Raw genomic sequence first — 13,852 nt, 5'->3', positions numbered from 1 at the left:
ATTTTGTTAGGTTTTTCTTTGAAAGTCCTCGATCTATTAGTATTGGTAAGCTAAACACGTCACCGTGCTTACACACCCAACCTATCAACCATGTGGTCTACATGGGATCTTACTTCCGAAGAATGGGAAAACTCATCTTGAAGGAGGCTTCTCGCTTAGATGCCTTCAGCGATTATCCTTTCCGCACATAGCTACCCTGCTGTGCCACTGGCGTGACAACAGGAGCACCAGGGGTGCGTCCATTCCGGTCCTCTCGTACTAGGAACAGCTCTTCTCAATTTTCCTACGCCCACAACAGATAGGGACCAAACTGTCTCACGACGTTCTGAACCCAGCTCGCGTACCGCTTTAATGGGCGAACAGCCCAACCCTTGGAACCGACTACAGCTCCAGGATGCGATGAGCCGACATCGAGGTGCCAAACCTCCCCGTCGATGTGAACTCTTGGGGGAGATCAGCCTGTTATCCCCGGGGTAACTTTTATCCGTTGAGCGACGGCCCTTCCACACGGGACCGCCGGATCACTAAGTCCTGCTTTCGCATCTGTTCGACTTGTAAGTCTCGCAGTTAAGCACCCTTATACCTTTGCGCTCTTCGTACGATTTCCAACCGTACTGAGGGTACCTTTGAGCGCCTCCGTTACATTTTAGGAGGCGACCGCCCCAGTCAAACTACCCACCAAACACTGTCCCTGGCCCGGATAACGGGTCTAGGTTAGAACCTCAATGTAACAAGGGTGGTATTCCAAGGATGACTCCACGATCACTAGCGTGACCGCTTCAAAGTCTCCCACCTATCCTCTACATGTTACACCAAGATTCAATATTAAGTTATAGTAAAGCTCCACGGGGTCTTTCCGTCTAGTTGCGGGTAACCAGCATCTTCACTGGTACTAAAATTTCACCGAGTCTATAGCCGAGACAGCGAAGGGATCATTACGCCTTTCGTGCGGGTCAGAACTTACCTGACAAGGAATTTCGCTACCTTAGGACCGTTATAGTTACGGCCGCCGTTCACCGGGGCTTCAATTCGATGCTTCACCGAAGCTAACATCTCCTCTTAACCTTCCGGCACTGGGCAGGCGTCACCCCCTATACTTCGTCTTACGACTTTGCAGAGAGCTGTGTTTTTGCTAAACAGTTGCCCCTTCCTCTTCACTGCGGCTCACGTAAAGTGAGCACCCCTTCTCGCTAACTTACGGGGTGATTTTGCAGAGTTCCTTAGCTATAGTTATCTCGCTTGCCTTAGGATTCTCTCCTTGACCACGTGTGTTCGTTCTAGGTACAGGCACCTAATAAATTAACGCTAGAAGCTTTTCTTGGAAGCGTGGAGTCATGGACTTCGCTACTTGCCGAAGCGTTCACTCCCCATAACACTTCAAGGTTATAGTACGCGGATTTGCCAACGTACACCTCTTTGTGCTTAGACCGGCATAACCAACAGCCGGCATCCACTATCCTTCTCCGTCACTCCATCACTTTATTAGGTGGTACAGGAATATCAACCTGTTGTCCATCGACTACGCCTTTCGGCCTCGCCTTAGGTCCTGACTAACCCTGGGTGGACGAACCTTGCCCAGGAAACCTTGGTCAAACGGCATGGGAGATTCTCACTCCCAAACGTTACTCATGCCGGCATAATCACTTCTAATCGCTCCACCCGTCCTCACGGTCGAACTTCATAGCAATTAGAACGCTCCCCTACCACTTGCATTGCTGCAAATCCAAAACTTCGGTACTACGCTTAAGCCCCGGTACATTTTCGGCGCAGAAGCACTCGACTAGTGAGCTGTTACGCACTCTTTAAATGATGGCTGCTTCTAAGCCAACATCCTAGCTGTCTGTGCACTTCCACATCCTTACACACTTAGCGTAAATTTAGGGACCTTAGTTGTTGATCTGGGCTGTTTCCCTCACGAGCATGGACCTTATCACCCATGTTCTGACTGCCGAGTATGAAATTATGGCATTCGAAGTTTAATTGTGATCAGTACCCCTAGGTGGGGCCATCACACATTCAGAGCTCTACCTCCATAATCCTTTACCTCGACGCTAGCCTTAAAGCTATATCGGGGAGAACTAGCTATCTCCAGGTTCGATTGGAATTTCACCCCTAGCCACAAGTCATCCACGGTCTTTTCAACGAACGTTGGTTCGGTCCTCCATTAGGTTTTACCCTAACTTCAACCTGCTCATGGCTAGATCACCTGGTTTCGTGTCTACGACATCGTACTAAACGCCCTATTAAGGCTCGCTTTCACTACGGCTCCGTGTATTCCACTTAACCTTGCACGATATCGTAACTCGCCGGCTCTTTCTACAAAAAGCACGCCATCACCCATTAACGGGCTCTGACTTCTTGTAAGCATATGGTTTCAGGTACTATTTCACTCCCCTCACGGGGTACTTTTCACCTTTCCCTCACGGTACTGGTTCACTATCGGTAAAATGGTAGTATTTAGGCTTACCCAGTGGTCTGGGTAGATTCCGACAGGGTTTCTCGTGCCCCGCCGTACTCAGGATACTCTCTCGAGGTTAGTGCATTTCGCATACGGGACTATCACCCTCTGCGGTGCTGCTTCCCAACAGCTTCTGCTATACACTAACTTTGTAACTCTAACAAGAGTCCTACAACCCCGGCCCGTAGACCGGTTTGGCCTGTTCCGCTTTCGCTCGCCGCTACTGACAGAATCACATTCGTTTTCTTTTCCTCTTGGTACTAAGATGTTTCAGTTCCCAAGGTTCCCTTCACATAACCTATGTATTCAGTTATGGATAACACGAGATTAATCGTGCTGGGTTTCCCCATTCGGACATCGTCGGATCAAAGCTTACTTCCAGCTCCCCGGCGCTTTTCGCAGGTAGTCACGTCCTTCATCGGCTCCATTTTCCAAGGCATTCACCATACGCCCTTACTATACTTTCTAAAGAAAAACCTATTGCATATATAGATAATCTATAAAATTAATGAAATTTTAGTTTTCTTAGTATTAATCTAAATTAAGTTACTAAATACGTTTTATATTGTATATAAACGTAAGAAAAATAAAATGTCTATTTTCATCTAATATTCAGTTTTCAAAGAACGATTTTCTTTTCAGAAATTGCTTTCGGGCCTAAATGGCCCTAAAAAACAATCTCTGAAAACTAGATAGAACGAGATATAATCAAAAGCTGTTTTATCGTTTCACTCAGCTTATTTTTTCTTAATCTACGAATACTCCATAGAAAGGAGGTGATCCATCCGCACGTTCCCGTACGGATACCTTGTTACGACTTCACCCTAATCGCTAATCCTACCTTGGTACGCTCCCTCCTTACGGTTAGGATACGTGCTTCTGGTATTACCAACTCTCATGGTGTGACGGGCGGTGTGTACAAGACCCGAGAACGTATTCACCGCGACATTGCTGATTCGCGATTACTAGTGATTCCGGCTTCATGAAGTCGAGTTGCAGACTTCAATCCGAACTGAGACTGACTTTTTGAGATTAGCTCCCCCTCGCAGGATTGCGACTCTTTGTATCAGCCATTGTAGCACGTGTGTAGCCCAGGACATAAGGGGCATGATGATTTGACGTCATCCCCACCTTCCTCTAGCTTACACTAGCAGTCTCATTAGAGTCCTCAACTTAATGTTAGTAACTAATAATAGGGGTTGCGCTCGTTGCGGGACTTAACCCAACACCTCACGGCACGAGCTGACGACAACCATGCACCACCTGTCTCAATGTTAGCCTCCACTACATCTCTGTAGCTTTGCACTGGATGTCAAGCCCTGGTAAGGTTCTTCGCGTTGCTTCGAATTAAACCACATGCTCCACCACTTGTGCGGGTCCCCGTCAATTCCTTTGAGTTTCACTCTTGCGAGCATACTACTCAGGCGGAGTACTTAATGCGTTAGCTGCAGCACCGACTTAAAGCCGACACTTAGTACTCAACGTTTACGGCGTGGACTACTAGGGTATCTAATCCTATTTGCTCCCCACGCTTTCGTGCCTCAGAGTCAATCACAGGCCAGTAGACCGCCTTCGCCACTGGTGTTCCTTCATATATCTACGCATTCCACCGCTACACATGAAATTCCATCTACCTCTCCTGCATTCTAGTTAGCCAGTTTTCAAGGCGAACCGGAGTTGAGCTCCGGGCTTTAACCTCAAACTTAACTAACCTCCTACGCACCCTATACGCCCAATAAATCCGGATAACGCTTGCCACCTATGTATTACCGCGGCTGCTGGCACATAGTTAGCCGTGGCTTTCTGGTAAGGTACCGTCAAACTAAAAGCATTTCCTCTTCTAGCTGTTCTTCCCTTACAACAGAGCTTTACAATCCGAAGACCGTCATCACTCACGCGGCATTGCTTCATCAGACTTTCGTCCATTGTGAAAAATTCCCTACTGCTGCCTCCCGTAGGAGTCTGGGCCGTATCTCAGTCCCAATGTGGCCGATCAACCTCTCAGTTCGGCTACGTATCATCGCCTAGGTGGGCCTTTACCCCACCTACTAGCTAATACGCCGCATCCTCATCTTCTAGCGACCCAGACGGGCCTTTTAACATCTTCTCATGCGATAATGATGTCGTATGCGGTATTAGCAGTCGTTTCCAACTGTTATCCCCCACTAAAAGGTAGATTAGATACGTGTTACTCACCCGTTCGCCACTGGGTGCAAGCACCCCGTTCGACTTGCATGTATTAGGCATGCCGCCAGCGTTCATCCTGAGCCAGGATCAAACTCTCATTAAATTTAATTAATGTGAAAATTTTGATTCATGACTATATCTTTATTCTCAAATAATTGAACTTGTATAAATTGTACAAATTAATTGGTTGTTGTTGTTCTATCTAGTTTTCAAAGATCGTTTCACGTTAGTTTTTTTTGCAAACCAACGACATATAAGAATATATATGATTTGAAACCAATAAGCAATACTTTTTAAAAATTATTTTAAAATTAATTATTTTTATTTCAGTAAAATATTTTTATGAATAAAACTTCAAAATTTTTCAAAAACCCTTTAAAATAGGCATTCTCATTGACAAGAAAGATAATAACATATTAAATTTTAAAAAGCATAAAAAAAATAAAAAAGTTTTAACTTTTTTATTTTACTCATCTCAATCAATTGTGGGTCTTAAATCAACACTATTTTGCTCATTGACTGGGTCTAAAATCTTATCAAGATCTACTTCCATACTCTTTGATTTACTCTTTTTTGGAGCACTTGCTGTATTTCATTTAGTGCTTAAAGGAGCTGTTTTAGATACCTTTTGAGGTAATCTACGTTCTTGATTTTTCATAGCTTCTCAGATTTTATCTGAATCTCCTAAGAATACTTTCCCTTGGTAATTTTCATCCAATTTTGGTGTTCTTCTAACATTTCTATCAACATATAATGGTTTTGCTACATTTCCAATAGGATTGTTAAATTCTTTTTCTCTTTTCGCAGATCTTCTAGGAACAATTGTTTGTTTATAAGGGTCCTTAGGTTCTCCAATTGGTGGTAAATCCTCAACCTTAGGTAGATTATTAACTGGTGCTATTTTTTGATTTGGTCGCTTTAATAACTTATTAAATGAGTCATTTGGGTCTTGAATTTGTTCTACAAATTGCTCATTTTCAACTAATTTAGGTTGATTATTTTCAAATGGTATTTCTTCTCTTTCCATTGGATAAATATTATCAACTGTATCTTCCTTTTGAACATTTATTGGTTCTTCTCTTTTAATAGGTTCATTATTTGTTTCTTCTAAAGGAGTTTCAGTTAAAGTATGTCTAAAATTATTATTGCTAATATCTTCTTTCAAACGTGCCAACTTATCTGACATATTATAAGTTTTTTCATTTGGTGTAGAGGTAAATTCAGAATTAAATTCTTTAATTGCTGATGGATTTTCTTTTGAAATTAAAGGTTCTGCTCTATTTGCAGGTGAAGAAACCTGTGAATAGCTTGAATTTACAGTTTGGTTTGTTTTTGGTTTATTAACTGTTTGTAATTTAAACATAAACATAGTTATTATAGAACTCAGTGCACAAAATGCAGCTATTGTAAGCAAGATTGCGTTTGAAACAACACTTGTAATTTGTAAGTCACTATTTATTATAGTAATCGGTGTAGCTATTTTTGACATTAAAACCGATAAATAAGCAACATTAACTACACTTAAAATAACTGCTGAAATTGCATATATAATTGGTGTTATTTTATTTGGTTTTGTAATAAAGTTAACTATTCCAATTACAAGGAAAACTCCTATTGATAATAATCCCAAAATTTGTATTGTATTAAAAATTGCAAACTCCGCTTCAAATGCAAACGTTATAAAATTAGTTCATTGCATTAAAAAAATGCCCAAAAAACTTGTTAGTAAAGCTGTTAATCAAATAAACAAGCTTAAAAATATACTTTTCATAATAGATACCCCTATCTTATATAGCCCTAAAATATACCTTTATTTTAGCACCATTAAATTGTAAAGACAAGTATTAAAAAAAATAAAAATACTAAAAAAAATTTTTACATATTTCTAAAAAACTAAATATTACTTATTAAAATATTTCACAATAATTCCAAAATAAATTTTTGAGCTTTTATTTTATTTCTACTCATGGGCATTAAAAAAAAAAAAAAAGAACAGCAAATGTTCTTTTCATTAATTAAATATTAATAATTAATAACTAATCCCATGTATCTTGTCATACTCAACAATGATTCTCTAATTCCTTGAACTCCTTCACCAGAGTCTTTAATTCCTAAAAAAGGAAAACTATCAGGTCCTCTTTGAGGTCTTGAGTTAATATTAACTGTTCCTGTTTTTATTTTTTTTGCAGTACTAATAGCTTTTGAAATATCTTGACAGAAGATACTTGCTTGTAAACCAAATTGTGACTTATTTGAAACCTCAATCATTTCTTCAATTGAATCAATTCTTATGATTGGTAGAACTGGTCCAAAAGGTTCTTCTCAAGCAACTTTCATATCTAATGAAACTTTATCTATTAATGTGGGTCACATAAGATTTTTAGTTCTTTTATCTCCTGTAATTATTTTTGCCCCTTTTTGTTTTGCATCATCAATTAGTGTTTGAATAAAATCTGCTGATTTTTCATCAATTACAGGTGTAATAAAGGCATTGTCTTTTGGCATACCAACACTTAGTGATTCTAATTTAGTTTTTAATAGCGGAACTAACTTATCTGCAATTTTATTACTTACTAAAACTCTTTTTACTGCAGTACATCTTTGACCAGAGTAACCAAAAGCTCCATTAATTATTTCCTCACAATATTTATCAAGTTGTAAATCATCTAAAACTAAAGCTGGATCTTTTCCACCCAATTCTAAAACTAAATCAGTTGTGCTACCATTTTTTCTAATTTGATTTCCCACACCCACACTTCCAGTAAAAGAAATCATATCAATTTCAGGATTTGAAGTTATGATATCTCCAATTTCTCTTCCTCGTCCTGTAACAATATTAAAAATACCTTTTGGTAAATTAGATTCAATGACTAATTTAGATAAGAATGTTCCTACTAAACTTCCTGCTGTTGCTGGTTTAAAAACAACAGTATTTCCCATTACTAAAGCTGGAATTATTTTAGCAAGTGCTAAATTAAAAGGATAGTTAAAAGGTGAAATAGCTAAAACCACTCCCTTTGCAACCCTTGAAAATATTCCTAGTTTATTTTGAGCACCCATACCTTCACCTGTAAAAGCTGAAGGTTCTATCCTTTTTGCTTCTTCAAAAGTATAATCAATAATTTCAATTGTTCTAACAACTTCTGCTAATGATTCTTTTAAGTTTTTTGCAATTTCTTCAGAAATTATCTTAGAAATCTCTTGCTTGTTTTGGTCAATTAAGTCTCTAAATTTCTTTAAAATACTTATTCTTTCTAATAATTTTGTCTCTTCTCAATTTTTCTGTGATTTTCTTGCCACTGAAAATGCTTCGCTTATATCTTTAGCATTCAAAGCACTTACTTTACCTGCAACCTTTAAAGTTGCAGGATTCATTATTTCTAATCATTGTCCATTATCAATTAATTTATTATTAATCAATGCATTGTATTGTCTCATTTAATTATCTTTCCTTTTCTAAAGTGAATAAATAATATTCATTAATATTGAACCTGCAACACCTACATTTAAACTTTCAAGTTCTTCATTAGTCTTAATTATTATATTCTTATCAATCTTTTGAGAAATTTCTTTTGAAATTCCCTGGCCCTCATTACCAAGAATTAAAGCTACTCTTTTATTCTTCAAATTTTCTAGTAAGTCACTTTTTTGCTTTAATAAAGTTCCTAAAACTATTATATTCTTTTGCTTTAAATTATCTATAAAATTATTTAAATCTTCATTTAAAAGATTTAAATCAAAGTGATTTGATTGAGTTGCTCTTAAGACTTTAGGGTGATAAAAACTTACACAATCATTTGAACAAATAATGTTTTTAAAGTCAAAAGCAAAAGCGCTTCTGATTAGAGTTCCTAAATTTCCTGGATCTTGTACACCATCAATAATAAGATAATTACCATATAACTCTTGTTTTTTTTCAATACGACAAATTGCATAAATTCCTTGACTAGTTTTTAGATCACTTAATTTTTTTGAAACATTATCTGAAATTTCAACAACATTTTTAAAATTTTTATAATTATCAAACAGCTTACTTTCAACCAACAGTAGTTCAACTACCTCTTTTTGAATAGCCAAATCAACCATTTTGATGCCTTCAATTATGTATTTTTTTTGTTCTTTTTGAACTTTAGTTTCTTTATATGATAAGACTTCTTCAATTAAAGAATTATTTACAGATGTTATCTTCATTTTTTATTCACTAAAAGCAAAACCAATTTGATATAATTTATTTTCTGGTTTTACATAGTCCTTTCCTTTATAACTTGGATTATCAATTGGATAACCATAAACTAATGAGGCTCTACGTGGTGGTTGTAATAATTTGGCTTGAATTGTTGCAATTGGTGCAATCGCTTCACCCTTTCTTCTTTTATCTTTATTCTCTTCCATTAAATCTTCAATATCTTTAACTTTTTCTTGTTTTACTAAAATTCAAATTTTATTCTCTTTATATCACTTAACAATTTTTTTATATTCATCATAAGTAAATTGTTTTGGTTCACTACCAGAATAAAAACGATTAGTGTCTTTATTTCAATCAATTACATGATCTCTTCACATTACTCAACCAGTTTTTCCTTTTGTCATCATAGTTTCGGTTTGCTCCAAAGTTTCATTAAAGTCATGAAACCCATAACCAGTAAAGGCATTTCCAGTTCATACATTCATATAATTACTTGATTTTGGATCTCATATTTCTTCAAAATTTGTTGCAGCTACTCAGTAACGCTTATCAGAAGAATTTCGATAAATTTCAAAACCATATTTACTATTTTTTATAACAACTTCTTTCGAAGTAATTTTAATAACTTTAGCTTTAAATTTATTTAATATTAACTGTATTTCATTTTCGGTTAATTTTAATCTAACTTCACCACGAGACATTTTTATTCTTGCTTTTGTTTCATTTAATTGGTTATAAGATGTCTTTCTTTTATGTGCAAAAGAATTAAGAATATTTAAATCTGATTTGGGGTCAGGAAAGACAAAATCGTGAGTGAGTAATTCTTCATCTAATTCAGTTGTTTTAGTGATTTCATTTTGTCTTTTTAGTTTTGAAATAATGCTTGAAGCACTCCTCTTATTATCTTCTAACCCTTCAATGATAGCCTCACTTTCCACTTTTACTTTTTTTGGTCTTTCTGATTCAAAAATAAGTTCTTGTGTTGGATCTTTACTAACTATATCTTTCTCTTCAATATTAATAGTTTCATAATTATCATAAGTTGATTCAGTTTTTGTTAAAGAAGGCATTTTTGGGTCATGTGGGTCTAAAGGCTGATAATTATATATATTTTTAAAATCTTTATTTGACATTATTAATCCCCTTCTTCTTTTTTAAAAAACTAATAACCAGTATCTTGTCTATTAAAATTTATTTCATTTTTTTTGTTATAAATACTAATAATTTCATCAGTTGTAATTTCTAAAATGTACATAACTGATAAAAACTCATCTAATAACTCACTATAAGATTCACTATTAAATTTATCTTCAAATATTAAAGCTTTTCTATAAACATTAATACTTCATGAATCAACATCACTAGCCTTTATAATTTTATTATTAAATTTTAAAAAGTCAAAATTTATATCAATTCCTAAACTTATAATAAAATGTACACAATCAATTAATTCCTCTAATATTATCGATCTTTCACTTGCCGGCTTATTTGATCAATATTTAAAGGCTCTATATTCATTAATAAATTCTGATACCTCAACAAGAAAAGCTATTATTTTCTTTTTAATTATTTTCTTATCTACAACTATTTTTTTTGTATCGATTATATATTTATCCAAGATTATCTGTTTCTCTTTTAAATAAATCAAATTTTCTTTTGTTAACATTTTTTTTCACTCCTATATAAAGTAATTTTAGTTTAAAAAAATGATAGTAGTCTATCATTTTTTTATTTTTTTAAAATCCTGGTTTTTTTAGCAATTTAAACATATTTGCTTTATAGACTTCAACTCCTGGTTGATTAAAAGGATTAATACCTAATAAATATCCGCTCATTGCACATGCTTTCATAAATCAATAAGCTGCATAGCCAAACATTTCAGCATCCATCTTATCAAATTCTAATACAATATTTGGAACTTCTCCAGTATTTGCATGGGCATCAATAACACCTTCAAGTGCTATCTTATTAATTTCATGAAATGATTTAGTTGTTAAATAGTTTAAACCATCTAAATCGTCACTATTTTTTGGAACTTTTAAATCAAAATTAGGTTTCTTAACATCTATTATTGTTTCAAATAATATGTTTTTTGTACCCTCTTGAATAAATTGTCCTAATGAATGTAAATCCGTTGAAAAAATACAACTTGTAGGAAATAAACCTTTGCCTTCTTTACCTTCTGATTCTCCAAATAATTGTTTTCATCATTCTGTAAATGTTTGCATTTGAAGTTCATAACCTACTAAAGTTTCGGCTTTATAACCTTTTTCAATATGCAAAATATATCTTGCTATTGCATACTTATAAGCATCATTATTAATGTTTTTTGTATCTTGCATAGCTTTTTTAGCTCCCTTAAAGATTTCATCAACATTAACTCCCGCTACTAATAAAGGAAAAATTCCTACTGGTGTAAATACTGAAAACCTTCCACCGATATCATCTGGAATTGTAAATGTTTCATAGCCTTCAGCTGTTGCAAGTTCTTTTAAAGCTCCCTTAGCTTTATCAGTTACTGCTACAATTCTTTCTTTTGCATTTTGCTTTCCTTTTAGATCAACTAAAAGTTTTTCAAATACTCTAAATGCTATTCCAGGTTCTGTTGTAGTTCCTGATTTTGATATATTTACAATACCAAATTCTTTATCTTTAATATAGTCAACTACTTGTTGAGTATATGTGGATGATATAGTATTTCCTATATAGATTAATTCTACTTTATCTTTTGTGTATAAACCTCTGATCATTTCATCGGCTGCACGTGCTCCTAAATAACTTCCTCCAATTCCTACAACTAGAAGAATGTCAATTTTATTTCTAAGCTCTTGTGCTACTTTTTTCATTGTTTTTAATTCATCTTTATCAAAATTCACTGGTCAGTTATTTCACCCTAAAAATTCACTACCTACACCAGTTTTATTTTCAATCATATCATGTACTTCTTTAATTTTTGCTTCCCTAAATTTATTAATCTCACTTTTAATTTTTGAGTCTTTAAAACTTATTTTTATCATATTGCTAATACTCTCCTTATGACTACTTTGATTCTACGCTATTTTTTAAATTATCAAAACCACTTTTTGTCTCTGGTATTTTGGTTTCTGATGACTTTAATAAATGCGGCCTATTTGCTTTGTAACTCAATTTAACTTGTTTTTTGTCTTCTAAATACTCAATAACTTCAACTTCATATGATTCATTTATCATTAAGAATTCGTCAATATTTTTAACAAAAAAATCCGATATTTCAGAAATATGAATTAGTCCTTTAACTAGTTCATTGTCATCGTGAATTTCACAAAAAGCACCGTAGTTAACAATTGCTGTAATCTTTGCTTCTACTTTTTGTCCTTTATTCAACATACTCTTGCTCTCCTTACAAAATAATTATAAACTTAAATTGTGATAGAAATAATTATTTTGAAAAAAATTTTTAAAAGTAGGTGATTTTTTGGAAAAAAATAATTTAGAAGAGAAAGTAAAGGCTACACTTGAGCAATTAAGAATGTATATTACACAAGATGGTGGAGATATGGAATTTGTTGCTATAAAAGATAGACTTGTTTATATCCGTCTTAAGGGTAATTGTGTTGGATGTGGACTTACTGAATTAACTTTTAAAGAAGGTGTTGAGGGAGTTTTAATTGAAGAATTCCCCTATGATATTGATGGTGTAGAACTTGTAATGTAAATTGGAACTAGGAGACTAATTTAATGATTTTTTTAACATATGAAACAGAGATAATAAATACTATTTTAACTGCAGTTTCAACAATAACTGTATTTACAGCTTCTTTACTAATACCTTTTTTAGTAAAGAAGTACAATGATAAGAAGCAAAAATTTGATGCAGCTGAGAGAGCATTATTAGATGCCTTTAATAAATACTTCTCAGATGAATATTCAAAAAATGATTTCGAATGATATCTGGCAGAAATAAGAGCTGTTTTAAAGCGTTATGAAGTGAATTCAGTTTTATGTACTAATTGTAAGAAAAAATGTAACTCAAAAAAATATATGTCATGATTTGAAACAGTAGATAAAACTATTCCTGAAATTAATAATTTCTCTTTTAAAACTGGAAAAATGAGTTTTAAAATTGAATTAACTGCCCTATTTTGCTATAAATGTACTAATAAAAAAGTAACAAAAAAGGCACTAAATACATAAGGTTATTTCAATAAGAGTGATATATTTAATGATAAAAAAACGTTGGTTAAACCAACGTTTTTTTAACTAATCTTTTTCTTTGCTTCATTTTCCACCAAATTCTTTTGAATTGCTGAATAGTTAAGATTTGACATCTTATTAAAAAAGACTGAGATAAAAACAGTTCCAAAAATAGCACATAATGTACCTGTTATAAATAAAGGATAGCCTACAATTGTTGGATCAATTTGTGGATATGGAATTAAGGGTAATGTTTCATTGGTTTCAATCTCTAATTTTAATAGCATAATCATTCTTAAAATAATATAAAAAGAGTAAATTGTTACAAAAATTAAATTAAATCAACAATATTTTTTGATAAATACTTTATCTTCTACCTTTTCATTTTGATAAATAAAATAGAAAGTTAAAACCATAATTGGTGTTATAAAATGCTCAATTATAGATTTAGTCCTTCCATATCAAGTATCAAAACCAATTATGTCTCCTTTTTGAACTATAAATGTAACATTAAATAGTATAAAAATTAAGACATTTAAGGTTGTGATTGAAGTATGAATATTTTTGCCAACCATTCATTTAGCCATATTTTTACTATGAAAATGAATTCAATTTATTAAACCAAATATTGAAGTTAAAGCTGCAACTCAAACTGAAAAATAAATTGATTGTTCTATAATAGCAACATTAAAATCTCTTTTGTTTGGATCATATAGGATTCCACAAATGAGATCTAATAAAAGTGCTAAAGCTAAAGCTAAAGTACACCATACATAAAAAAAATATTTAAACCATTTTTTTATCTTATCTTTTTTAAGCATAGACATATTATCTCCTTACTAAGTTTT

Annotated in this window: 10 protein-coding genes and 2 rRNA genes; 2 read left to right on the top strand and 10 right to left on the bottom strand. The window is 33.8% G+C overall.

The annotated features are described in order from the left end of the window. Window positions 1–15: 15 nt before the first annotated feature. The 9 genes from AAHM84_RS00355 to AAHM84_RS00315 all read right to left on the bottom strand — a co-directional run bounded on the left by AAHM84_RS00355 (window position 16) and on the right by AAHM84_RS00315 (window position 12,197). Window positions 16–2,927 (bottom strand): 23S ribosomal RNA (locus AAHM84_RS00355). A gap of 300 nt (window positions 2,928–3,227) precedes the next feature. Further along, window positions 3,228–4,748: ribosomal RNA gene (locus AAHM84_RS00350) — 16S ribosomal RNA — on the bottom strand. The 16S and 23S rRNA genes sit together here, the layout of an rRNA operon. A gap of 363 nt (window positions 4,749–5,111) precedes the next feature. Continuing rightward, a complete protein-coding gene (locus tag AAHM84_RS00345; RefSeq protein WP_342258936.1) occupies window positions 5,112–6,416 on the bottom strand; it encodes a hypothetical protein in 1,305 nt (434 codons plus the stop codon). Window positions 6,417–6,667: 251 nt separating this feature from the next. Further along, the gene (locus AAHM84_RS00340) at window positions 6,668–8,083 is read right to left on the bottom strand and encodes an NADP-dependent glyceraldehyde-3-phosphate dehydrogenase (protein ID WP_342258935.1); all 1,416 of its coding nucleotides are present in this window, start codon (window positions 8,081–8,083) and stop codon (window positions 6,668–6,670) included. A gap of 18 nt (window positions 8,084–8,101) precedes the next feature. After that, window positions 8,102–8,836: an RNA methyltransferase gene (locus tag AAHM84_RS00335; protein ID WP_342258934.1), complete on the bottom strand. Its 735-nt coding sequence runs from the start codon at window positions 8,834–8,836 to the stop codon at window positions 8,102–8,104. Window positions 8,837–8,839: 3 nt separating this feature from the next. Then, complete coding sequence (locus AAHM84_RS00330) at window positions 8,840–9,964, bottom strand: hypothetical protein (RefSeq protein ID WP_342258933.1); 1,125 nt, start codon at window positions 9,962–9,964, stop codon at window positions 8,840–8,842. A 29-nt stretch (window positions 9,965–9,993) separates the two neighbouring features. Next, the gene (locus AAHM84_RS00325; RefSeq protein WP_342258932.1) at window positions 9,994–10,497 is read right to left on the bottom strand and encodes a dUTP diphosphatase; all 504 of its coding nucleotides are present in this window, start codon (window positions 10,495–10,497) and stop codon (window positions 9,994–9,996) included. 70 nt (window positions 10,498–10,567) lie between these two features. Continuing rightward, on the bottom strand, window positions 10,568–11,848 hold the full coding sequence (locus AAHM84_RS00320) for a glucose-6-phosphate isomerase (RefSeq protein ID WP_342258931.1): 1,281 nt from the start codon (window positions 11,846–11,848) through the stop codon (window positions 10,568–10,570). Window positions 11,849–11,870: 22 nt separating this feature from the next. Beyond that, a complete protein-coding gene (locus tag AAHM84_RS00315) occupies window positions 11,871–12,197 on the bottom strand; it encodes a S1 RNA-binding domain-containing protein (RefSeq protein ID WP_342258930.1) in 327 nt (108 codons plus the stop codon). Window positions 12,198–12,285: 88 nt separating this feature from the next. On the opposite strand from AAHM84_RS00315, the gene AAHM84_RS00310 reads away from it, so the two are divergent. Together AAHM84_RS00310 and AAHM84_RS00305 are read left to right on the top strand one after the other, a co-directional pair. Then, a complete protein-coding gene (locus AAHM84_RS00310) occupies window positions 12,286–12,525 on the top strand; it encodes a NifU family protein (protein ID WP_053946452.1) in 240 nt (79 codons plus the stop codon). Between the two features lie 23 nt (window positions 12,526–12,548). Next, window positions 12,549–13,004 (top strand): hypothetical protein, encoded by a 456-nt coding sequence (locus AAHM84_RS00305; RefSeq protein ID WP_342258929.1) that lies wholly within the window; start codon window positions 12,549–12,551, stop codon window positions 13,002–13,004. Between the two features lie 62 nt (window positions 13,005–13,066). On the opposite strand, the gene AAHM84_RS00300 is transcribed toward AAHM84_RS00305, so the two are convergent. After that, on the bottom strand, window positions 13,067–13,831 hold the full coding sequence (locus AAHM84_RS00300; protein ID WP_342258928.1) for a hypothetical protein: 765 nt from the start codon (window positions 13,829–13,831) through the stop codon (window positions 13,067–13,069). Window positions 13,832–13,852 lie beyond the last annotated feature (21 nt).

It is taken from the genome of Spiroplasma endosymbiont of Dioctria linearis (genome assembly GCF_964030865.1).
In the GTDB taxonomy this organism is placed as follows: domain Bacteria; phylum Bacillota_I; class Bacilli_A; order Mycoplasmatales; family Mycoplasmataceae; genus Spiroplasma_A.
Note: the sequence above shows the minus strand (reverse complement) of the source record. Positions and strands in the feature narration are given on the sequence as shown.